The organism is Mycobacterium sp. MOTT36Y, from assembly GCF_000262165.1.
GTDB classification, from domain to species: Bacteria; Actinomycetota; Actinomycetes; order Mycobacteriales; family Mycobacteriaceae; genus Mycobacterium; species Mycobacterium intracellulare.
On record NC_017904.1, the window covers coordinates 2,612,977 to 2,635,233 of the forward strand.

Annotated in this window: 24 protein-coding genes; 20 read left to right on the forward strand and 4 right to left on the reverse strand. The window is 67.6% G+C overall.

Going from position 1 to position 22,257, the window contains the following annotated elements; all coding sequences use genetic code 11:
• The first annotated feature begins 39 nt into the window (after positions 1-39).
• Both pncA and W7S_RS11940 read left to right on the forward strand, forming a co-directional pair.
• Positions 40-600: a pyrazinamidase PncA gene (gene pncA, locus W7S_RS11935; protein ID WP_014711572.1), complete on the forward strand. Its 561-nt coding sequence runs from the start codon at positions 40-42 to the stop codon at positions 598-600.
• Positions 600-1,400 (forward strand): ketosteroid isomerase family protein, encoded by an 801-nt coding sequence (locus tag W7S_RS11940; RefSeq protein ID WP_020822443.1) that lies wholly within the window; start codon positions 600-602, stop codon positions 1,398-1,400. The genes pncA and W7S_RS11940 overlap by 1 nt, the downstream gene beginning before the upstream one ends.
• Before the next feature lie 11 nt (positions 1,401-1,411).
• Here W7S_RS11940 and W7S_RS11945 read toward each other — a convergent pair whose 3' ends face one another.
• A complete protein-coding gene (locus W7S_RS11945; RefSeq protein ID WP_008256426.1) occupies positions 1,412-1,762 on the reverse strand; it encodes a DoxX family protein in 351 nt (116 codons plus the stop codon).
• Positions 1,763-1,927: 165 nt separating this feature from the next.
• On the opposite strand from W7S_RS11945, the gene W7S_RS11950 reads away from it, so the two are divergent.
• The 6 genes from W7S_RS11950 (at position 1,928) to W7S_RS11975 (ending at position 8,136) form a co-directional block, all read left to right on the forward strand.
• Positions 1,928-2,899 carry a sigma-70 family RNA polymerase sigma factor gene (locus tag W7S_RS11950; RefSeq protein ID WP_008256428.1) on the forward strand — a complete coding sequence of 324 codons (972 nt, stop codon included), beginning with the start codon at positions 1,928-1,930 and terminating at the stop codon, positions 2,897-2,899.
• Positions 2,900-2,911: 12 nt separating this feature from the next.
• Positions 2,912-4,237 carry a sugar ABC transporter substrate-binding protein gene (locus tag W7S_RS11955; protein ID WP_008256430.1) on the forward strand — a complete coding sequence of 442 codons (1,326 nt, stop codon included), beginning with the start codon at positions 2,912-2,914 and terminating at the stop codon, positions 4,235-4,237.
• A complete protein-coding gene (locus W7S_RS11960) occupies positions 4,234-5,202 on the forward strand; it encodes a carbohydrate ABC transporter permease (RefSeq protein WP_008256432.1) in 969 nt (322 codons plus the stop codon). The genes W7S_RS11955 and W7S_RS11960 overlap by 4 nt, the downstream gene beginning before the upstream one ends.
• A 34-nt stretch (positions 5,203-5,236) precedes the next feature.
• Positions 5,237-6,031 (forward strand): carbohydrate ABC transporter permease, encoded by a 795-nt coding sequence (locus tag W7S_RS11965; protein WP_014711574.1) that lies wholly within the window; start codon positions 5,237-5,239, stop codon positions 6,029-6,031.
• A gap of 2 nt (positions 6,032-6,033) precedes the next feature.
• Positions 6,034-7,104: an ABC transporter ATP-binding protein gene (locus W7S_RS11970; protein WP_008256437.1), complete on the forward strand. Its 1,071-nt coding sequence runs from the start codon at positions 6,034-6,036 to the stop codon at positions 7,102-7,104.
• A gap of 66 nt (positions 7,105-7,170) precedes the next feature.
• Positions 7,171-8,136: a patatin-like phospholipase family protein gene (locus tag W7S_RS11975; protein ID WP_014711575.1), complete on the forward strand. Its 966-nt coding sequence runs from the start codon at positions 7,171-7,173 to the stop codon at positions 8,134-8,136.
• A 21-nt stretch (positions 8,137-8,157) separates the two neighbouring features.
• Here the strand turns inward: W7S_RS11975 and W7S_RS11980 are convergent, their stop codons facing one another.
• On the reverse strand, positions 8,158-8,445 hold the full coding sequence (locus tag W7S_RS11980; protein ID WP_008256440.1) for a DUF3349 domain-containing protein: 288 nt from the start codon (positions 8,443-8,445) through the stop codon (positions 8,158-8,160).
• Positions 8,446-8,667: 222 nt separating this feature from the next.
• Between W7S_RS11980 and W7S_RS11985 the strand changes: the two genes are divergently transcribed.
• The 10 genes from W7S_RS11985 (at position 8,668) to W7S_RS12030 (ending at position 17,790) form a co-directional block, all read left to right on the forward strand.
• The gene (locus W7S_RS11985; RefSeq protein WP_014711576.1) at positions 8,668-9,501 is read left to right on the forward strand and encodes a DUF3097 family protein; all 834 of its coding nucleotides are present in this window, start codon (positions 8,668-8,670) and stop codon (positions 9,499-9,501) included.
• Positions 9,502-9,586: 85 nt separating this feature from the next.
• A complete protein-coding gene (gene efeU / locus W7S_RS11990) occupies positions 9,587-11,155 on the forward strand; it encodes an iron uptake transporter permease EfeU (RefSeq protein ID WP_008256458.1) in 1,569 nt (522 codons plus the stop codon).
• 68 nt (positions 11,156-11,223) lie between these two features.
• A complete protein-coding gene (gene efeO / locus W7S_RS11995) occupies positions 11,224-12,402 on the forward strand; it encodes an iron uptake system protein EfeO (protein ID WP_170320562.1) in 1,179 nt (392 codons plus the stop codon).
• A gap of 2 nt (positions 12,403-12,404) precedes the next feature.
• Complete coding sequence (gene efeB, locus W7S_RS12000; protein WP_008256463.1) at positions 12,405-13,721, forward strand: iron uptake transporter deferrochelatase/peroxidase subunit; 1,317 nt, start codon at positions 12,405-12,407, stop codon at positions 13,719-13,721.
• Positions 13,722-13,883: 162 nt separating this feature from the next.
• Positions 13,884-14,408 (forward strand): OsmC family protein, encoded by a 525-nt coding sequence (locus tag W7S_RS12005; RefSeq protein ID WP_008256466.1) that lies wholly within the window; start codon positions 13,884-13,886, stop codon positions 14,406-14,408.
• 24 nt (positions 14,409-14,432) lie between these two features.
• Positions 14,433-14,918 carry a cyanase gene (cynS, locus tag W7S_RS12010; protein ID WP_014711577.1) on the forward strand — a complete coding sequence of 162 codons (486 nt, stop codon included), beginning with the start codon at positions 14,433-14,435 and terminating at the stop codon, positions 14,916-14,918.
• Positions 14,915-15,982, forward strand: coding sequence for an acyl-CoA dehydrogenase family protein (locus W7S_RS12015; RefSeq protein WP_008256472.1), 1,068 nt, complete (start codon positions 14,915-14,917; stop codon positions 15,980-15,982). Before cynS ends, W7S_RS12015 begins: the two co-directional genes overlap by 4 nt.
• 10 nt (positions 15,983-15,992) lie before the next feature.
• Positions 15,993-16,613, forward strand: coding sequence for an RNA polymerase sigma factor (locus W7S_RS12020; protein WP_008256474.1), 621 nt, complete (start codon positions 15,993-15,995; stop codon positions 16,611-16,613).
• On the forward strand, positions 16,610-16,879 hold the full coding sequence (locus W7S_RS12025) for a hypothetical protein (protein ID WP_008256475.1): 270 nt from the start codon (positions 16,610-16,612) through the stop codon (positions 16,877-16,879). Before W7S_RS12020 ends, W7S_RS12025 begins: the two co-directional genes overlap by 4 nt.
• Positions 16,876-17,790, forward strand: coding sequence for a formate/nitrite transporter family protein (locus tag W7S_RS12030; protein WP_008256477.1), 915 nt, complete (start codon positions 16,876-16,878; stop codon positions 17,788-17,790). Before W7S_RS12025 ends, W7S_RS12030 begins: the two co-directional genes overlap by 4 nt.
• Positions 17,791-17,802: 12 nt before the next feature.
• Here the strand turns inward: W7S_RS12030 and W7S_RS12035 are convergent, their stop codons facing one another.
• Positions 17,803-19,110, reverse strand: a complete 1,308-nt coding sequence (locus W7S_RS12035; RefSeq protein ID WP_008256479.1) for an acyltransferase — start codon at positions 19,108-19,110, stop codon at positions 17,803-17,805.
• A 96-nt stretch (positions 19,111-19,206) separates the two neighbouring features.
• Between W7S_RS12035 and W7S_RS12040 the strand changes: the two genes are divergently transcribed.
• Together W7S_RS12040 and W7S_RS12045 are read left to right on the forward strand one after the other, a co-directional pair.
• Positions 19,207-20,178 (forward strand): aldo/keto reductase, encoded by a 972-nt coding sequence (locus W7S_RS12040; protein WP_008256480.1) that lies wholly within the window; start codon positions 19,207-19,209, stop codon positions 20,176-20,178.
• Positions 20,178-21,155 (forward strand): NAD-dependent epimerase/dehydratase family protein, encoded by a 978-nt coding sequence (locus W7S_RS12045; RefSeq protein ID WP_008256482.1) that lies wholly within the window; start codon positions 20,178-20,180, stop codon positions 21,153-21,155. Before W7S_RS12040 ends, W7S_RS12045 begins: the two co-directional genes overlap by 1 nt.
• Here W7S_RS12045 and W7S_RS12050 read toward each other — a convergent pair.
• Positions 21,152-22,252 carry an NAD(P)-dependent oxidoreductase gene (locus W7S_RS12050; RefSeq protein WP_008256485.1) on the reverse strand — a complete coding sequence of 367 codons (1,101 nt, stop codon included), beginning with the start codon at positions 22,250-22,252 and terminating at the stop codon, positions 21,152-21,154. The two genes, W7S_RS12045 and W7S_RS12050, sit on opposite strands and share 4 nt — an antisense overlap.
• Between the last annotated feature and the right edge of the window lie 5 nt (positions 22,253-22,257).

Consider the following 22,257-nt stretch of genomic DNA (forward strand, 5'->3'; position numbering starts at 1 on the left):
TAGGGCGGCGCTCTGGCCCAGCGGGATAGTGTGGAGCCCGTGCGAGCGTTGATCGTCGTCGACGTGCAAAACGATTTCTGCGAGGGCGGCGCCGTGCCGGTGGCCGGCGGCGCCGCCGTGGCGCCCGCCATCAACGCCTACCTGTCTAGCGCGCCGGGCTATCGCCACGTGGTGGCCACCCAGGACTTCCACATCGACCCGGGCGGGCATTTCTCCGACCGGCCGGACTATTCCTCGACCTGGCCGCCGCACTGCGTCGCCGGAAGCGCGGGCGCCGAATTTCGGCCCGACTTGGACACCGCGCGCATCGATGCCGTCTTTCGCAAAGGCGCCTACTCCGCGGGGTACAGTGGGTTCGAAGGTGCCGACGAGAACGGCACCCCCCTCCTGGAGTGGTTGCGGCAGCGCGGCATTGACGACGTCGACGTGGCCGGCATCGCCACCGACCATTGCGTCCGGCGGACCTCCGAGGACGCGGCGCGGGCGGGTCTGAGGACCCGGGTGCTCGTCGACCTGACCGCGGCCACAACAGCGGATGCGGCCGCCCAGGCGCTGGCGGAATTGGAATCCGTCGGCGTCGAATTGGTGGGGGGATCGTAATGGTGGTGCCGCTGGACCGGGAACGTCTACTCGCGGCGGTGGAGCGCTCACCGCAGGCGGCCGCCGCGCACGATCGGGCCGGATGGGTGGGGCTGTTCACCCGCGACGGCCGCGTCGAGGATCCGGTGGGCTCGCGGCCCCACGTGGGGCATGAACAGATCGGCCGTTTCTACGACACGTTCATCGGCCCGCGTGACATCAAATTCCACCGCGATCTCGACATCGTCGTCGGCACGACGGTGTTGCGCGATCTCGAGCTCGAGGTCGCCATGGGCCCCGCCGTGACCATGTACATCCCCGCATTCCTGCGCTACGACCTCCGAGAAGCCAACGGCGAGTGGCTGATCGGCGAACTACGGGCGTACTGGGAACTGCCCGCCATGATGGCGCAGTTCCTGCGCACCGGACCGGGCGCGGCGAGCCCGGCGCTGCACCTGTCCAAAGGCCTGCTGACCAATCAGGGATGGCGGGGGACCGCGGGATTCATGGCCGGATTCCGTCGGGCGGGGGCACGCCACCAACGGCTGGTGCGGACATTCCTCGCCGCCGCCGCGCGAGGAGACGCATTCGCCGCGGCACGCGCGCTGTCATCAACGGCCCCAATAACTTTGGGTGATCGCGATCCGCTTGAGCTGGCCGAATTGGTGGAACAACTGGACGGGGCCGGCGCGACCAAGACCAAGAGCGCCGGCCCGACGGTCGCGGTCTCCATCAACTCGGGCCACGGGCGCGCCATCATGTTCGCCGATGTGACCCGGCGCGGCAACGCGATCGAGCGGATCCGGTACTTTCCCGGCTGATCCGACGATGTTCAGTGGGCGACCATCAGCGCCAGCGACGTTGCGGACAGGCACAAGTAGGCCCCGGGGAACGCGATGTTGTACAGGACGCGCGCCTTCACATGCGTCAACACCGCGCCGACGAAAAACAGGACCAGGCCTGCGGCGGCGGCGATGCCCAGTTCGCGGGCGCCCAGCAGCCCGACCACGATCCCGGCGGCTCCGGCCAGCTTCACGGCGCCCAGCGCCGGTAACCACGAACGCGGTACCCCGACTTGGGCGGAGTTCGCCAGCACGAATCGAGCCGGAACGAAATCGGCGATGGCGATCGCGGCGGTGACGGCCGCGGTCGACAGGGTGATCACGACAAGTGCGGTGTTCATGTGGATCAATCCCTTGTCGCGCAGCGAGTTCCGCGGCGAATTGTCTGGTTACTGAGCGCGCCGCGGCGCACAATCGGTAGGGTCATGGTGTTGGTCTCCTTCGCAACAGGAAGTCCAGTGGATGCGGTCATCTCCTTGACGATTCCCGTGCAGAAAAGGTGACCCATGAGCGCAACAACGGATTTGGTGGCTCTCGCGGAGCGTTTCGACGCGGATCGGCGGCACCTGCGATCGGTCGCGTTCCAGCTGCTGGGTTCGGTGGCCGACGCGGACGACGCGGTGCAGTCGGCGTGGCTGAAGGCCAGCCGCGCGGACTTTCGGGCCGTCGACAACCTCTCCGGTTGGTTCACGACGATCACCGCGCGCGAGGCGCTGGACCAGCTGCGGGCGCGCAAGCGCCGCGCCGAGCAACCCCTCGCCGAACCCGACGAGCTGGACCGGCTGGCCGGGGCGGCGTCGGCGCCTGCCGACGAGGACGCGCTGCTGGCGGAGTCGGTGAGCAGCGCCCTGCTCGTCGTGCTCGACCGCCTCTCACCGGCACAGCGCGTCGCTTTCGTGCTGCACGACGTGTTCGCCATGCCGTTCGAGACGATCGCCGCGTTGTTGCATCGGTCGCCGGACGCGGCGAAGAAACTCGCCAGCCGGGCCCGCGGCCGGCTGCAGGCCGCCCCGGCCGCCCAGCCCCGCAGCACGGCCGGCCACCTCGAGGTGGTGGAGGCGTTCCTGGCGGCCTCCCGCGGTGGCGACATCGCCAGCCTGCTCGAGCTGCTCGCACCCGACGTCGTGCGCACGGTTGACCGCTCCCTGGTCCCCGCGGACGTGCCCACCACGGTGCGCGGCGCCAGGCAGGTCGCCGAGGAGACCCGCCGCTTCGCCCGGCGGGCGCGCGCCGGTGCTGTCATGCTCATCGACGGGGCACCGGGCATCGTGATCGCCGCCCGTGGGCGCGCTCAGGTCCTGCTGGTGATCGGCATCGGAGCCGACGACCGCATCCACACGATCGACATCACCGGCGATGCCGAGCGCATCCGCCGGGCGGCGCTTACGCTGCCGGCCCGGCCGATCCAGGAACATCACAAGCTCGTCGGGTACCAAGGACGTCAGACACAACCGGCCAACGGCCGGGAACGCGGCTAGACCGGGAGAGCCATGCTCGACAAGCCGTTCGGACGGCGCAGCCTGCTGCGGGGCGCCGGCGCGCTGTCCGCCATCGCGCTGGCACCGTGGTCCGCCGGCTGCGCTCCCGACGACGACGCGCTGACCTTCTTCTTCGCGGCCAATCCGGACGAGCGAGAGGCGAGGATGCGCATCATCGACGAGTTCGCGCGCCGCCACCCCGACATCAAGGTGCGTGCGGTGCTGTCCGGGCCGGGCGTCATGCAACAGCTTTCGACGTTCTGTGTCGGCGGCAAATGCCCCGACGTGCTGATGACGTGGGAACTGTCCTACGCGGAACTCGCCGACCGCGGTGTGCTGCTGGATCTGAATCCTCTGTTGGCGCGGGACAAAGCGTTCGCCCAGCAGCTCAAGGCGGACAGCATCCCGGCGCTGTATGAGACGTTTGCGTTCAACGGAAGCCAGTTCGCCTTTCCCGAACAATGGTCGGGAAACTACCTGTTCTACAACAAGCGGCTGTTCGCCGACGCTGGGGTGCCCGCCCCGCCCACCACGTGGCAACGGCCCTGGGATTTCAGCGGATTCCTGGACACCGCCCGCGCGCTGACCAAGCGCGACGCCTCCGGGCGGGCGGCGCAGTATGGCTTCGTCAACACCTGGGTGTCGACCTACTCGGCGGGACTGTTCGCGATGAACAACGGCGTCCCCTGGTCCAACCCGCGGCTGAATCCGACCCACCTCAATTTCGATGATGCCGCCTTCCAGGAGGCGGTGCAGTTCTACGCCGACCTGGCCAACGAACACCGGGTCGCGCCCAATGCATCGGAGACGCAGTCGATGTCCACCCCCAACCTGTTCGCGGTGGGACGGGCGGCGATCGCGCTGGGCGGGCACTGGCGCTACCAGACCTACCTTCGCGCCGAGGACCTCGATTTCGATGTCGCGCCGTTGCCGGTCGGCCCGGCGCTCGCCAACGGGCGTGCGGCGTGTTCGGACATCGGCGCCACCGGGCTGGGCATCTCGTCGACCAGTCCACGCAAGGAGCAGGCCTGGGAGTTCGTGAAATTCGCGACGGGTCCGGTCGGCCAGGCGCTGATCGGTGAATCCTGCCTGTTCGTTCCCGTGCTGCGGTCGGCGCTCAATTCGGAAGGATTCGCCAACGCCCATCGGCGGATCGGCAATCTCAGCGTGCTCACCGAGGGCCCGGCGTATTCGCAGGGTCTGCCGATCACCCCGGCCTGGGAGAAGGTGAATGCGTTGATCGACCGCAACTTTGGCCCCGTCCTGCGCGGACGCCAACCGGCCACGTCCTTGGCCGGCCTGTCCCGCTCCGTCGACGAAGTGCTACGCAGCCCATGACCGCGATTCATTCGGGTGGCGCGGCCACCCCTGCGCCGAAGGCGGGCGCAACGGTCCCGGAAAACCCGAGCCCATGGCGCCGCCACGCGTGGGCGGGCCGGCTGTTCGTCGCTCCCAATTTGGTGGCCGTCGCCCTGTTCATGCTCTTTCCGCTGGGCTTCTCGCTGTACATGAGCTTTCAGCGGTGGGACGTGTTCACACCGCCGAAATTCGTGGGGCTGAAGAACTTCGGGGAGCTGTTCACCGCGGATCCGCTGTTCCTGATCGCGATCCGCAACACGGTGATCTTCACCCTGGGGACCGTGGTGCCCACGGTCGTCATCAGTTTGGTTGTCGCCGGTGTGCTGAACCAGAAAGCCAGGGGCATCGGCATTTTCCGCACCATTGTCTTCCTCCCATTGGCCATCTCGTCGGTGGTCATGGCGGTCGTGTGGCAGTTCGTTTTCAACACCGACAACGGCTTGCTGAACATCATGCTCGGCTGGGTGGGGCTCGGCCCCGTCCCATGGTTGGTCGAGCCCCACTGGGCCATGGTCTCGCTGTGCATCGTCAGCGTGTGGCGCAGCGTACCGTTTGCCGCCGTCGTCTTGTTGGCCGCGATGCAGGGCGTCCCGGAGACGGTGTACGAGGCGGCCAAAATCGACGGGGCAAGCGAGATAAGGCAATTCGTCTCGATCACGGTGCCGTTGATCCGAGGATCGATCTCGTTTGTGGTCATCATCTCGGTCATCCATGCCTTTCAGGCGTTCGACATGGTCTACGTCCTCACCGGCGCCAACGGCGGACCGGAATCGGCGACCTACGTCCTGGGCATCATGCTGTTCCAGCACGCGTTTTCGTTCCTCGAGTTCGGATACGCGTCCGCGCTGGCGTGGGTGATGTTCGCCGTCCTGCTGGTGCTGACCGTCGTGCAGTTGAAAGTGAGCCATCGACGTTCTTTGGAGACTTCGCGTGGGCTTAAGTGAGGGGGTCGTCAGGCGCACCGCCTTGCGCGGCGGCATGGTCTATGCCGCGCTGCTCGGCATCGCCTGGTGCGCGCTGTTCCCGATCGCGTGGGCGGTGTCGGGCTCGCTGAAAACCGAAGGCGAGGTCAGCGAGCCCACCCTGCTGCCGGCGCACCCGCGGTGGTCCAACTACACCGAAGTGTTCGCGCTGCTGCCGTTCGGGCGGATGTTCTTCAACACCGTGCTGTACGCGGGGTGCGTCACCGCGGGGCACGTGTTCTTTTGCTCGCTGGCCGGATATGCGTTCGCGCGACTGGATTTCCGCGGCCGCGACGCGCTGTTCGTAATGTATTTGGGTACGTTGATGGTGCCGTTGACGGTGACGGTGATCCCGCAGTTCCTCGTCATGCGGACCCTGGGATGGGTCGACACTCCGTGGGCAATGATCGTGCCGGGCTTCTTCGGTAGCGCGTTCGGCACGTACCTGATGCGGCAATTCTTCCGGACCCTACCGACCGATCTGGAGGAGGCGGCGATACTCGACGGTTGTTCGCCATGGCAGGTCTATTGGCGCATCCTGCTGCCCCACGCCCGGCCGGCGGTCATGGTGCTCGCGGTGCTCACCTGGGTCAACGTCTGGAACGATTTTCTCTGGCCGTTGTTGATGATTCAGCGCAACAGCCTGGCCACGCTGACGCTGGGGCTGGTCCGGATGAAGGGTGAATACGTTGCCCGGTGGCCGGTCCTGATGGCAACCTCGATACTCATCATGCTGCCGTTGGTCGTCATCTACGCGTTCGCGCAACGCTCGTTTGTCCGCGGCATCGCGGTCACGGGGATGGGTGGCTGATCGTGGCCTCGGTGAGCTTCGAGCAGGCGACGCGGCGCTATCCCGGAGCGGATCGCCCGGCGCTGGACAACCTGGATCTCGTTGTCGGCGACGGCGAGTTCGTCGTTCTGGTGGGGCCATCCGGATGCGGCAAGACCACCTCGCTGCGGATGGTGGCCGGGCTGGAAACCGTGGACTCCGGACGCATTCGGATCGGTGACCGAGACGTCACCCGTGTCGATCCCAAGAACCGCGACGTCGCGATGGTCTTTCAGAACTATGCGCTCTACCCGCACATGACGGTGGCCGAGAACATGGGCTTTGCCATGAAGATCGCCAAAACCCCGAAGGCGCAGATCCGTGAACGGGTATTGGACGCGGCGAAATTGCTTGACCTGCAACCGTATCTCGATCGCAAACCGAAGGACCTGTCCGGCGGCCAGCGTCAGCGAGTGGCGATGGGGCGCGCGATCGTGCGCCGGCCGCAGGTGTTCCTGATGGACGAACCGCTGTCCAATCTCGATGCGAAACTGCGGGTGCAGACCCGCAACCAGATCGCCGCATTGCAACGGCGGCTGGGTACGACCACCGTCTACGTCACCCACGATCAGGTCGAGGCGATGACCATGGGTGACCGCGTCGCCGTGCTGCGCGACGGCGTGCTACAGCAGTTCGCCCCGCCCCGGGAGCTCTACCGAAACCCGGCCAACGTCTTTGTGGCGGGTTTCATCGGGTCGCCGGCAATGAATTTGTTCACCCTGCCGCTTGTGGATTCCGCCGTGTCGCTTGGTGATTGGCCCGTCGCGGTGCCGCGGGAGATCGCCGGTGCCGCGGGGGAGGTCGTCGTCGGGGTCCGTCCCGAACACTTCGAGGTGGGCGGCCTCGGTGTCGAAATGGAGGTCGACGTGGTGGAAGAACTGGGTGCGGACGCCTACCTGTACGGGCGAATCACCGGCTCCGGCAAGGTCATCGATGCGCCGATCGTGGCGCGCGCCGACGGACGCAATCCACCGGCAAGGGGCAGCAGGGTGCGCCTGCACCCGGAGCCGGGACACGTGCATTTCTTCGGCGTGGATGGTCGCCGACTGTGTTGATCGTGCTCGCGGTTTTCGGCGTGCCGCGCCGGGACAGCCCCGCCCGGTCCGGCTAGGCTGGTGGCAGTGAGTGACGTGCGTGCCGACCTGGTGTGCGAAGGCGGCGGTGTCCGGGGGATCGGACTGGTGGGAGCGGTGGACGCGCTCGACCAGGCCGGGTACCGGTTTCCCCGGGTCGCGGGAAGCAGCGCGGGCGCGATCGTCGCCTCGCTGGTGGCCGCCCTGCAGGTCGCCGGTGAGCCGATCAGCCGGTTGGCCGACATCATGCGCTCCATCGATTACCGGAAGTTCCTCGACCGCAACCTGATCGGGCGGGTTCCGCTGATCGGCGGCGCCCTGTCCCTGCTGACGTCGGACGGTGTGTATCGGGGGGCCTATCTCGAGCAGCTGCTCGCCGGGCTGCTCGGTGATCTGGGCGTGCGGACGTTCGGCGACCTGCGCACCGGCGAACAGCCCGAACAGTTCGCGTGGTCCCTGGTGGTGACGGCCAGCGACCTGTCACGGCGCCGGCTGGTGCGAATCCCCTGGGACCTCAGCACGTATGGCATCGACCCCGATGACTTTTCGGTCGCGCGCGCGGTCCACGCGTCGTCGGCCATCCCGTACGTGTTCGAACCGGTTCGGGTCGCCGGCGCCACATGGGTGGACGGCGGATTGCTGTCGGACTTTCCGGTGCAGTTGTTCGACCGGCCGGATGGCCAACCACGGTGGCCCACATTCGGAATCCGGCTGTCGGCACGTCCCGGCATCCCGCCCACGCATCCCGTCCACGGCCCGGTGTCGTTGGGGTTCGCCGCGATAGAGACGCTGGTGAGTAACCAGGACAACGCCTACATCGACGATCCCTGCACCGTCCGGCGCACCGTCTTCGTGGCCGCCGACGAAGTCAGCCCGATCGACTTCGACATCACCGTGCAGCAGCGTGAGGCCCTTTACCGACGAGGATTGCAAGCGGGCCAACAGTTTCTGCAGACCTGGAACTACGCCGACTATCTCGCCGCGTGCGGCGGCCCGGTGCCTAAAACAACATGAGGGCGCTGAATTCGGACGCGGCTACCCGCGCGAGCATCGCATCACATGAACGCGACGCTGGACACGCTCGACGTCCTCGGGTGTCGGCAGCTGGTTGGTGATCCGGGTGATCTCCACCCCGATGTCGATCGGGCTGATCGGCCAGACGCGACGCGCGATGAGATCGCTTGCGATGGCGCTGATGTCGTGGCCGCAGAGTCGTCGGCGCGTCAACGCCACCAACGGCACGTGACCGGGGGCCGGCATGCCGGTGGGGTAGCCGGCCCGCACAAACGCGACAATGCTTGTCACCCAATGCGACAAGTCCATACGTCCACCTCGCTAACCGCCGCAAGTTGCGCATGAGCGGCAGTGCTTGCCTTAGCTAGCAACGTACCATCGCCGACGCGATCAGCCAGGTAACGCCACACAGTTAAACGCATGTTTTTGCGGCGTGCCCGCGCTGGTGCCCCCAGAGTGATCTTGCCGACTATCGCCACACCCTGGCGCGCCGTAACACTGTTTGGGCGCAAGGCTTTCTAGGATTGCCGCGTGGTGGATCGTTATGGGAGCGATGTGTTGGCCGCGGGGCGACGCAAGCCGCGCTCGACCGAACACCCGGCCGACCTGGGCCTGGTTGTCGAGGACGTCGAAACCGGCTACGTCGGCGCGGTGGTGCGCGTCGAATACGGTCGGGTGGACCTGGAAGACCGACGAGGCCATGTGCGCGGCTTTCCTTTGGGCCCTGGGTATTTGCTCGAAGGCCGCCCCGTCATCCTCACCGCGCCTCGACGGGCGGCGCCCGCCGCCGCGACCAGGACGGCGTCGGGCTCGGTCGCGGTGCCCGGTGCCCGGGCACGGGTCGCCCGCGCCAGCCGAATCTATGTCGAGGGCCGTCACGACGCCGAACTCATCGCCCAGGTGTGGGGCGAGGACTTGAAGATCGAAGGCGTCGTCGTCGAGCAACTCGGCGGCGTCGACGATTTGGTGGACATCGTCGCCGAATTCGCTCCCGGGCCGGGGCGGCGTCTCGGAGTGCTCGTCGACCACCTCGTCACCGGCTCCAAGGAAGCCCGCATCGCCGACGCGGTGCGGCGGGGCCCGGGCGGCGCCGACACCCTCGTCGTCGGTCACCCCTACGTCGACATCTGGCAGGCCGTGAAGCCGCAGCGGCTGGGGCTGGCCGCCTGGCCGGACGTGCCGCGGCAGGTGGACTGGAAACACGGCGCGTGCCAGGCGCTGCGCCTGCCGCACGCCGATCAGGCCGACATCGCCCGGGCGTGGCGGCATATCCGTTCGCGGGTACGCGACTGGAACGATCTGGAGCCGGCGCTGATCAGCCGGGTCGAGGAACTCATCGACTTCGTGACGCAGCCGGCCCGCTGACCTCGGCGCCCGAATGGCCAGGCCGCCAGGAGCCTTTCGGGTCGGCTACGCTAAGCCGCAGATCGGCGGGACAGAAACAGGGCGCATGCAGGGCGTATTCGGCGTATTTGTAGGCACGTTCCTCATCGGCCTCCGCGAAGGCCTCGAGGCTTCGCTCATCGTGAGCATCGTCGCCGCCTTCCTCAAGCGCAACGGCCAGACGATCCGGCCGATGTTCGCCGGTGTGGCCTCGGCCGTGGTGCTCAGCGTCGCGGTGGGTGTCGGCCTCGACCTGTTCGCCGCGAGCCTGCCGCAGGTCCAGCAAGAGATGATGGAAACCGTCATCAACGCCATCGCCGTGGTGTTCGTGACGTCGATGATCATTTGGATGAACGGCAACGCCGCGCAGCTCAAGGGCGAACTCGAGCGCGACGCCGGGCGGGCGGTCCATCGTGGCGGCGCGCTGGCGCTGGCCGCGATGGCGTTTCTCGCCGTTCTCAAGGAGGGCTTCGAGACGTCGGTGTTCCTGCTGGCCGCCGCCGAGACGTCGCACGGGAACCGGTGGTTCGCCCTGCTCGGCGGCGCCGCGGGTATCGCGGCGGCGATCGGGCTCGGCGTGGGCCTGTACTTCGGTGGCGTGCGACTCAACCTCGGCCGATTCTTCCGAGTGACCGGGGTGTTCTTGGTGCTGATCGCCGCCGGGCTGGTGGTGGGCGCCCTGCGCACCGCACACGAGGCGGGCTGGGTGAGCATCGGCCAGCAGCAGGTGCTCGACCTGTCCGGGTGGATACCGAGCAATTCCGTCCTGGGCGCGGTGACCGCCGGCGTATCCGGCATCCCCGCCGACCCGCGCCTGATCGAGGTGCTGGGCTGGCTGCTGTATACCGTGCCGGTGCTCATCGTGTTCCTGTGGCCCGCCGGCGTCGCCGCCGCCCCGCGAGCCCGGAGCCGGCTGCTGGCGACCGCCTCGACACTGCTGCTCGTCGCGGCGGCAGGGCTGGCGATCATGGCGCCCGCCGGTGGCTCGTCGCCGAACGCGCGGCCGCGCACCGTCACCGACCGTTCGGGCCACACCTCCGCGGTGTCGATGGGGACCGGGCCGCACGGACGCGAGCTGACCGTGGCCCCCGCGGGCGCCGCGACCGTCCACAGCATCGTGCTCGTCCCGGCGGACCACCAAACCGTGGACGGCTTGCCGGTACAGGTATGGCAGGCTTCCGAGGCCGCCGGTGCCGATGGTGCGCCAGAGGTCACGCTGGATCAGTTGCTGAGCATGACGGGGGGTCGGCTGCCCGTTGGTCTCGGGGTCGGCCGCACTCCAGGGCCGTTTCAGGGTCAATGGTCGACGACCACGGTGTACACGGTGCTCGCCCGGGGTGATGTCGTGGTAAGTGCGCAAGCGACAAGCAACCGCACGGCGATCTTGACCGGCGGCGGGCTGACCGGCGCCAAGACCGTCAGTCTGGGCGGCCTGGCGACCGACTGGTCCACGTCCTGCGCCGAAGACCACTCGACCGCGGCCGAGATCGCCACGAGCGGACGCAATCGCGCGGACCGGCAGCTCTGGAATGTCTGGCTTCCGTTGGCGCTCGGCGGTTTCGCCCTGCTCTGCGGTCTCGGCGCTATAGCCTCGATGCGGCGCCGGCACGCCGGCCACACGAGAGGGAACGATTGATGGTGAAGCGTACCGCGAGGCACCACACCTTTGAGATGCGTTTGGCGGCAACGGCTTTGGTAGCCGGCATGCTGTCGGCTACGACCGGCTGCAGCCACCCGGGCACTAACTCGGGCCCCGCGACGCAACCGAGGCCGGGTGGCACCAGCGCCGTCAAGGTCACCATGACCAACGACGCCGGCAAGGACGGCTGCGCGCTGGACACCGCCACCGTGCCCGCCGGCCCGGTGACCTTCACGGTGGCCAACACGAACGCCCCCGGGATCAGCGAAGTCGAGTTGCTCAGGGACCAGCGGATTATCGGCGAGAAGGAGAACCTTGCGCCGGGCCTGGACCCGGTGTCGTTCACCGTCACGCTGGACGGCGGCGCCTACCAGCTCTATTGCCCGGGGGCGAGCACCGAATACCAGACCCTGACGGTGACAGGTACCGCGCCGGCGACGCCGACGGGCACCGTGGCCAGCATCCTCAGCCAGGGCACCAAGGACTACGCGGCCTACGTCGTCAATCAGATCGCCCAACTCAACGACGGCGTGAAGGTCCTCGACGCCGCGGTGCAGTCGGGCAATCTCGACGCCGCGAAGACGTCCTACGCCAAAGCCCGGTTGTTCTGGGAGCGTTCGGAGTCCACCGTCGAGGGCTTCGTGCTGCCAGGCTATGCGGTCGGTGACAATGCCGGCAGCCTCGACTATCTGATCGACATGCGGGAGTCCACCCCGGTCGACGCCAAGGTCGGGTGGAAGGGTTTCCACGCCATCGAGCGTGACCTGTGGCAGGGCGGGGCGATCACCCCCGCAACGAAGGCGTTCAGCACCGAATTGGTCGGCAACGTCGGCAAATTGAACGGCATCGTCACCACCCTGACGTATAAACCCGAGGACTTGGCCAACGGCGCCAGCGACCTGATCGAAGAGATCCAGAACACCAAGATCACCGGCGAGGAAGAGGCGTTCAGTCACATTGACCTGATGGACTTTTCGGGCAACGTCGAAGGCGCCCAGCAGGCGTACGCGTCGTTGCGCCCGGGCCTGGACAGAATCGACGCCAATCTCGTCAAGCAGATCGATCAGCAGTTTCGCAACGTGCTCGCCACGCTCGACGGGTACCGCGACCCCACCGCCCTGGGCGGCTACCGGACCTACACCCCCGCGCTGAAGGCCAGCGATGCGCCCAAGCTGACCGCGGTCATCCAGCCGCTCCATCAGAGCCTGTCCACCGTCGCCCAAAAAGTCGTCGCGGGCGGCTGATCGTGACCGACGACACCACCGGTTTGGCCGACGACGGCCCGGACGGCATTGGGGCACGGCCGGACTCGGCAGCGGTGTCGCGCCGGCGCGCGCTCGGTGGCGCCATGCTGGCCGGGCTCGGCGGCGCGGCCCTCGGCGCCGTCGGGGGAGGCCTCGCCGGGCACGCGATGACGGCCGGACAGCGCGGCGGCGACGACGACACCGTCGACCTGCGTCGCAGTTACCCGTTCTACGGGCAGACGCACCAGGGCGGAATCGACACCCCACCACAGCGTTACGCCATGTTCATGTCGTTCTCCCTGGCCGCCGGCGCCGGCCGCGCCGAGCTGCAAACCCTGTTGGCGCGATGGTCGGCCGCGGCCGCGATCCTGCAGCACGGGAAGCCGGTCGGTACCGTGCAGCCGCAGGTCGATGTGCAGCCACCCGCCGACACGGGGGAGGCTTACGGGCTGAGCCCGGCCAGCCTGACCGTCACCATCGGCCTGGGCCCGGCACTGTTCGGTGACCGATTCGGACTGGCCGCGCGACGCCCCACCGGATTCACCGACCTGCCACCGCTCAACGGGGATAACCTCGATCCCCGCCTACACGGCGGCGACCTGTCCGTGCAGGCGTGCGCCGACGACCCCCAGGTCTGCTACCACGCCGTGCGCAACTTGGCCCGGCTCGGACGCAACATCGTCTCCCCGTTCTGGGCGGTGCTGGGATTCGGCCGCGCCTCAGCAGGTCCGGGCCAGCACACGCCGCGAAACCTGTTGGGATTCAAAGACGGAACCCGCAATGTCGCCACCGACGCCGAATACCACAAATTCGTCTGGGTCGATAACAGCGACCAGCCCTGGATGAACGGCGGGACCTACCAGGTCGTCCGCAAGATCCGGATGCTGCTCGAAACATGGGACGTCGACCGGATCGGCAACCAGCAGAGGATCTTCGGCCGAACCAAGGACGAAGGCGCACCGCTGAGCGGCAAGGCCGAATTCGATACACCCGACTTCACCGCCAAGGGCACCGACGGCAACCCGCTCATCGATCCGATGTCCCACGTCGGCCTGGCCGCCCGCGAAAACAACGACGGCATCATGATCCGCCGGCGGTCCTACAACTACACGGACGGTCTGGACGCCAACGGCCAACTCAATGCCGGTCTGCTGTTCATCTCCTACCAAAACGATCCGCAAGATTTTATCCGCCTGCAGAACCGCCTGGGCGCCCACGACCTACTCAACGAATACATCCGCCACATCGGATCAGCTATCTTCGCGGTTCCTCCCGCGCCCGCTGAAGGCCACTACATCGGGCAAAGCCTGTTCCGCTGAGCAAACTTCGCCGCGCCGTGGCGGCGCTGAGCGCCGCCGCGTTTCACCCATGTGACGTTTCGTGGCGCGCGGGTAAATCAATCCCACCCGCCGTCACGCATCGGCGCCCGCCAAACACTAACTCCGTGAAACCGCACAATCAGCGAGAAACGGAGAACACCCATGACCGACGCGCTCGTCATCGACGCCGAAGGCCTCGACCGGCTGTCGTGTAACGCCAAGGCCAACCCCGAGAGCGGCAAGAAAACGCTCAAGGCCAAGACGGTGTGTGAGACCGGATTTCGCAACATGACCTACGTCCGCGACCTGGCGCCGATGCTGGTGGGGGAGCCGCCCGCGCTGCTCGGCGACGACTCGGCACCCAACCCCTCCGAAACCGCCCTGGCCGCGCTGGGCTCATGCGTGTCCGTGGGACTGTTGGCCAACGCCACACATCGTGGCGTGACCCTCACCAAAATCGAGGTCGAGATGGAAGGCGACATCGACATCTCCGCGGTGTGGGGCGTGGGGGACACCCCCGAACGAAAGCGCCTCGGGTTCAGCGAGGTCCGTTGCACGGTGAGCCTCGCCGGCGACGCCGACGAAGCCACGCTCAAGGAGATCCACGACAACGCCATCGCGTGGTCGCCGGTCGTGAACACGTTTCGCAACCCGGTGAGCCTCGAATCGACGCTGCGCACCGGATAAGCATCGCGACCTCAAACCATAACCATGGCAAAGACATTGACCAAATCCGACCTTGCCGAGACGATCAGGCTCGCCCGCGTCAAGCACGGACTGAGCTGGGCGAAAATCGCCGAAACCATCGGCAAGGACCCGGCATGGACCGTCGCCGCGCTGCTCGGGCAGCATCCGCTCTCGGCCGGCGACGCCCGGGCGGTGGCGTCGCTCCTCGGCCTCGACGAGGAGGCGGTGGCCGTTCTGCAAATGATGCCGCACCGGGGATCCGATGCGACCATAGCGAAAGATCCGACGATCTACCGGTTCCACGAGGCGCTGGCGGTCTACGGTCCGGCGATCAAAGAACTCATCCATGAAGAATTCGGGGACGGCATCATGAGCGCGATCAACTTTCAGCTCAGCGTGCAGCGCCGTCCGCACCCCCAGGGCGACAGAGTCGTCGTCACATTCGACGGCAAGTTCCTCGATTACGCGTGGCAACACTCCGCCGAGCCGGCGCAGGAGGTGGCGAAATGACGGCGACCCTGGATCCCGCGGCCGGCCGGCTGGATGTCGGCCTGTTGGAAGACATTCGGGCCCACGCCGCGGCATTGGACGGCGGCGAGCACCGGTCCCGCCGCAGCTTCACCGCGCTGGGGGAGGCCGGTCTGCTCGGCATCGGCGCCCCGGCCAACGCCGACGGCCGGCTCCCGGCGATGGCCGAGGTGATCCGGTTGATCTCGGGGACGTGCATGAGCACAGGCTTTTCGCTGTGGGCCCATCGCATGGCGGTCGAGTATTTGCTCACGGCCGCAACACCGTTCGGCGCGGCCGCAGCCGACCGGCTGCTTTCGGGAACCGTGCTGGGAGTCACCGGCATGGCCGCGGCGTTCAAAGAGGCCGCGGGCTGTGGCAGCGTGGAGTTGACCGCCACACCGGTGGCCGGTGGCTACCGGGTGTCCGGCCCGATCAGGTGGGCCAGCAACCTCTATCCCGACTCGACCATGGTGACGGCGGTGCGCACCGATGCCGGCGAGAGATTGATCGTCGCGTTGACGTTGGACACACCCGGGGTGCTCCTGGGTGAGCACTTCGAGCTGTTGGCCATGGGGAGCACGGCCTCGTCGTATCTGAACCTGGACGCCGCTCACGTGCCCGACGGCCAGGTGCTGTCGCGCGACTTCGAAGGCTTTTTGCACGCGGTCCGCCCGACTTTCCTTGTGCTGCAGTCGGCGATGTGTCTGGGACTGGCCAGGGCGGCAATTGAGCAGGCCAGGCTGGGGCTCGGCGGTGTCAACGCGGTGTTCGGCACCGACGTCGACCGCGTCTCCGAGAGGCTCACCGACGCCGAGGCGACGTTGGCCCACTTGGCCGCCGCGGTGGGCGGCCCCCGGTCGCCGGCCAAGAAGAAGCTGCTGTCGCTGAGGCTCACCGCGGCCGAATTATCCAGCGCCAGCACTGATTTGGAGATGCGAACCGCCGGTGGGAAGGGATATGTGAGCCGGACCTCGGTGAGTCGCCGCTACCGGGAGGCCGCGTTCATCCCCGTCCAGTCGCCGTCCGAGGGCCAGCTGCGCTGGGAGTTGGCCCGATGCGCCTGAGCATGGACCGATGGTGACCCCGGTGGCGGTGCCCCCGGAGGGCACCCGACCACCACGGCTGGTCGGCGGGGTTCCGCTGGCCAGCCTGGTGCGCGACTACCACCGCCCCATGGTGAATTTCGCCCGGACCATGGTGGATTCGCCGGCCGTCGCCGAAGAAGCCGTGCAGGAGGCGTGGGTGCAGGTGCTGCAATCGCCGGATTCGTTCCAGGGGCGCTCGTCGGTGAGCACCTGGCTGTTCGGGATTGTCAAGCACACCGCGTCGCGCCACCGGCGCCGGGAATCGCGGATCCGTCATCACGAGATGCTGGCGACCGCGGATGCTGACCCCCTGTCGGGCCGCATGCACCCCGACGGCCACCCCGACGCCGGACACTGGCGCGAGCCGCCGTCGCGGCGCTTTCTGCCGGAAGATCACACGGTCCAAAGCGAACTCGTCGGGTACGTCCGTGCGGCGCTGGACGCCTTGCCCGAGCGGCAACGGCAACTGGTCATCCTGCGCGACATCGTCGGCGCCCCCGCCGACGAGGCGGCCGAGCTCCTCGATCTGACCGCCGAGGCGCAGCGGGCGCTGCTGTACCGCGCCCGCGGAAATCTCCGAAACGAACTGGAAAAGCGGTATCAACGATGACCGTTCACGACAACACCGTCCCCGCCATCGATTGCGTCGACTTCGTCCGCCTGGTCGACGACCTCGTCGACTCCGACCCGCGGCAATGGGGACCGATCGTGGCCAAGCACCTCGACGAATGCCCCCCGTGCCTGGTCTACCTGCAACAGATGCTCGACCTCAAGATCCTGCTCAGCCACGTCTTCGACGGCGAGCGCCTCACCGAGGACCACGTCTCTGGAGTCCTCCACGCGATCAACACCTTACGGAAAGGCGAACACGGATGACCATCAACGCTCCAGCGCAGCCGCTGCCGAGCTCGGCAACGGCGGGCACGGTCACCGCGTTGCCCACCGGCGTCGTCACCACCGACCGCGCGCCCGAGGATCCCTTCGAGCCGCTGACGGTGGGAGCGATGGTGGAGCGGGTAGCGGCCATGGCAGTGGAAAAAGCCGCGCATCCGTGGGCCTTTCTGATGCGCTCCCTGGTCGGTGGCGTGATGGTGGCGTTCGGGGCACTGCTGGCCCTGGTGGTCAGTACCGGCGTCAAGACGCCCGGGGTGGCGAGCCTGTTGATGGGCCTGGCGTTCGGCATGTCCTTCGTCCTCATCCTGGTGTCGGGCATGTCGCTGATCACCGCGGACATGGCCGCCGGTTTCCTCGCCGTGCTCAAACGCACGCTCAGCGTCGGTAACTACGCCCTCCTGGTGACCGTCGGACTCGTCGGAAACATCGCCGGCGCACTGGTATTCGTCACCATTTGCGCCGCGGCCGGCGGTCCCTACCTGGGCGCCTTTGCCGAGCGCGCCGCGACCGTCGGTACCCTCAAGGCGGGCCAGCCCTTCTGGACCGCGCTCCTGCTCGCCGTCGTCTGCACGTGGTTCCTGCAGACCTCGATGTGCATGTTCTTCAAGGCCCGCAGCGACGTCGCGAGGATGACGTTCGCGTTCTATGGCCCGTTCGCATTCGTGATCGGCGGCACCCAGCACGTGATCGCCAATGTCGGATTCCTCGGTCTTCCGTTGTTGCTCAACCTCTTCCATCCGACCGCGCCCCGCGGCGCGATCGGCTGGGGATTCGGTGCGCACGGCTTGCTCACCAACATCGGCATCACCACCGTCGGCAACCTCATCGGGGGAACGGTTTTCGTGGCGCTGCCGTTCTGGATCATCGCGCGGCTGCAGCACCGCCAGATCTGACTGCCGGGGTCGTCATAGAGCGTTCGCGCGGCGGGCCGTGGGGCGCAACGCCGCGAAGAGCGCCCCGGCGGCGAAGACCACCGCGATCACCCACGGAAACCGCCCGTCTGGGGCGAAGCCCTTGGCGGCGACCACGGCGAGGGCGTAGGCGGTCATCGCGGCGCCGGTGAGCATCACGGGCTCGGCCCGGCGCTCGCTGAGCGGGACACCGAGCAGTGGCAGGGGAGCGGCGAAAATCCTTCGCGCCCACCATAACAGCGCGATCTCGGCTGCCGTCACGACGCTGAGGATGGCCACCCATTCCAGCCGGGCCAGCCACCAGGCGGCGCTTCCTTCCGGGGGTTGCGGCAAGAGTCCGGCCGGATACCCGACGATCGCCACGATCACGACGGGAATCATGTGCCACAGATAGAGGGCCATGATGTTGTTGTTGGCGATGGACAGAGCCCGCTCGACGCGGGCCGCGCGCAGCGCGCGGTTGAGCATGGGCGCGAGCGCCATGACGATGCCCGTTTGCGCGCCACCAAAGGCCATCAGCGCCACGGTAGGCGGTGTCGTGTTGTCGATGGTCTGGCCGGGAACGCCGATCATGCTGACCGGATAGACTCGCAGCCAGATCAACCCCGCCAGCCCCGCCGCCGAGGCACCGGCCAGCAACCAGGGCCTGCGGCCCGTCAATAGCCCACCGCGCCAGGCGATTCCGAGCTGATACAGGGCTCCCCAGCCCAACAGGTAGTTCAGCCAGTCGAGGTAGTGCACGTGAGTGCTGAGCCTGGCGGCATCGACGACCGCGACCCCCAACACGAGCGCCGCGGGCGCCCGAAGGCCCCAACGGCGGTGTGCGGCAATCCCAACCGGCGTCAGCGACACCACCACCAGATACACCGCCAGGAACCAGAGGTGCATCGCCACCGCCCAGCCGGCGTACTCGAGCACCGAGCCCGCGACACCGCACGCGTCCAGCACAACCACCGCCACCGACACCAACGCGGTGTACGCCGCGGTCGGCCCGAGCACCCGGGCCAGCCTGTGCTGCAACCAGGTCTGGCGCGAGACTCCGCCGGTGTCGCGCCGATGCGTCCACGACACCGCGCCGGCGTAACCCGCCACCAAAAAGAACGTCGGAACCGCTTGGAACGGCCAGGTCAGCCACTGGGTCCAGGGCATGTCGACGAGCGGGTTCTGCCGGCCGAACTGTCCGTCGTGGTAGGTCACCGACCCGGCCAGCCAGTGTCCCAGCACGATCAGCACCACTCCGGATACGCGGTAATAGTCGACCGCCAGATCGCGGGCCGGGCGCGGGCTGTTTGCGCCGCCCATCAGATCGGGGGAAGCTCGACGCGGGACACAGCGCCACGGTACCGTCCAGCGCTCAGCGAGGCCTCGCTGAACCACGTCAAGAAGAGGAGAAGGGCCATGAAACAGGCTCAACTCGGTGAGCTGCGGGTCGGGCGCCTGGGACTGGGCGCGATGGGAATGTCGGTCGCCTATGCCGGCGCCGGCAGCGACGACGCCGAATCGATCCGCACCGTCCATCGCGCCATCGACCTGGGTGTCACCCTGATCGACACCGCTGAGGTTTACGGCCCTTACGTCAACGAGGAACTTCTGGCGCGTGCCCTGCGGGGCCGTCGCGATCAGGTGGTGGTGGCAACCAAGTTCGGTCTCATCTCGCATACCGGCCGTGACGGGCTCGACAGCAGCCCCGCCAATATCCGCCTGGCCGTGGACGGTTCGCTGCGGCGGCTGGAAACCGATTACATCGATCTGTACTACCAGCATCGCCTCGACCGCCAGACCCCGATCGAAGAAACGATGTCCGCGCTGGCCGAGCTGGTTTCCGAAGGGAAGATCCGGCACATCGGCCTTTCCGAAGTCGGCGTCGACACCATCCGCCGCGCGCACGCGGTGCATCCCGTCACGGCCGTCCAATCGGAGTATTCGCTGTGGACGCGCGACCAAGAACCGGCGATCTTGCCGTTGCTGCGCGAGCTGGGCATCGGTTTCGTCGCCTACTCACCGCTGGGCCGCGGCTTCCTCACCGGTACGGTCCGCTCCACCGAGGAGCTCCCCGACAGCGACTACCGCAAGACCAATCCGCGGTTCTTCGACGAGAACTTCCAGCACAACCTGCGATGCGCGGACGAAGTGCGCGAGATCGGCGCTGACGTCGGCGCCACGGCGGCCCAGGTCGCATTGGCGTGGCTGCTCGCGAAAGGGCCCGACATCGTGCCCATCCCGGGCACCAAACGGGTCACCCGCCTGGAAGAAAACGTCGGGGCCGACGCGCTAGAGCTGACCCCGGACCAACTGGCGCGGCTCGACCGCCTCACCCCACCCGTGGGAGGGCATCACGCCGAGGCGCAAATGGCATGGATAGACCGCTAGTGGCCGACAAGAAGCTGGTGATCGGCGCGAGCGGGTTTCTGGGATCACATGTCACACGGCAACTGGTGGCGGCGGGTGAAGACGTGCGAGTCATGTTGCGCCACACCAGCTCCACCGCGGGCATCGACGATCTCGACGTCGAGCGCTGCTACGGCGACGTGTTCGACGACGCCGCGCTGCGCGCCGCGATGGCGGGCTGCGACGTCGTCTACTACTGCGTCGTCGACGCCAGAATGTGGCTGCGTGATCCGGCGCCGCTGTTCCGCACCAATGTCGAGGGCCTGCGCCATGTTCTGGACGCGGCTCTGGGCGCCGACCTTAAGCGGTTCGTATACACCAGCACCACAGGCTCTTTGGCGATCAGCGACGGCAAGCCGGTCACCGAGGAGGACCCGCACAACTGGGATCAGGGCGGCGCCTACATCGAAGCGCGGGTGGCCGGCGAAGACCTGCTGCTGTCGTACGCGCGGGACAAGGGCCTGCCGGGCGTGGCGATGTGCATCTCCACCACCTACGGGCCGGGCGACTGGGCGCCGACCCCGCACGGTGCGCTGCTCGCCCTGGTCGCCAAGGGCCGTTTTCCGTCCTATTTCGATTACTCGTCCGAAGTGGTGGGCATCGAAGACGCCGCCCGGGCAATGCTTCTCGCCGCCGAGCACGCGCGCGACGGCGAACGCTACATCGTGTCCGACAGGTACATGAGCATCCGGGAGCTGCATGAGATCGCCGCCACCGCCGTCGGAAGGCGATCGCCGCGCATCGGCATCCCGATGTCGGTGCTGCGGGCCGGGGCGCGGGTGAACGACGCGGCGGCTTGGCTGCTGGGCCGCGACCTGCCGTTCGCCTACGCGGGAATCCGGATGGCCGAACTGATGTCGCCGCTGGACCACTCCAAGGCCACCCGCGAACTGGGATGGACGCCCGAACCCGTCGAGGACTCGATCCGTAAGGCCGCCGTCTGGTTTGCGTCGCGCTAGTCGACGCTGGCCAATGCCGCCGTGCCGTACTTCTTTTCGATCAATCCCCAGGGGTCGGCGTAGGGGCCGCGCCCTTCCAGCCGGCGCTGCACCACGAAGACGGCGCGCAGAATCGGCCGCAATAGCGGGCCAAGCAGCCGCAGCACGTTGCGCACAGGGCCCTGCGAGTCGGCGAGCCAGGCCACCGTCTGCTGCCAGTCATGCTCTTGAAACTCGAGCAGCGCCTGCGCTTCGGTGGTGTCGTACCAGCCGGTGAAACTCCAGCCGCGATCGTCGCCCGGGTCGCCGGGCAGGCCGGCCGAGGGGCCGAGCGGGCCCAGCCCCGCCGCGGTCATGAGGTCGTCTTGCAGCCGGTGCTGCAGCATCACATACGTCTCGTTGCCGCCGATGAGCAACACCTTGCCGGAGATGGCCGTTTCGCGGTCGACGCCGTTGGCGAACGCCAGTGCCACGTCGCGCGCATCCACCGCGTGAATGCGGTTATCGCTCGGCATCGACCGCATCAGGACGAGATAGTCACCGTTGATACCGGCCTGGGTGTCCGGCGAGATGACACCCGCGAGCCGGTAGAGCGCGTAGGGCAGGCCACTGGCACGGATCGCCGCCTCGGCAAGCACCTTGTCCTGGCCGTATTGATCGATGGGATTCACCGGGGTATCCGGGGTGATCCGCTCGGGCTGGCGGAAGGGATTCCGCGATCCGTACACCGCTGCGCTGGACGCCATGAGGAACAGCGGTGGGCGGGGGAGCGTGGCGCAGGCGGCCAAGAGATTCTCGGTGCCGCCGACGTTGACGCGCCGGGCCAATGCAGGGTTGCGATACGACGGCGGAGAGACGATGGCGGCCAGGTGGACGACGGCCCCGGGACGGTGGGCCGCGACCAGATCACGCACCGCGTCGGCGTCCAATAGATCGGTGTAGGCGGGGATCAGCGTCCCGGATTGGCCCGCGGCGGCCAGTTCTTTCTCGACGGCCACGGTGTTGTCGTTGCGCAGATCCATCGCGACGACGGTGTGCCCCCGGTCGAGCAGGAGCTGCGTGCAGCGCCTACCGACTTGTCCGAATGCGCCCGTGACCAGAACGGTGTCGACAGCCACGACGC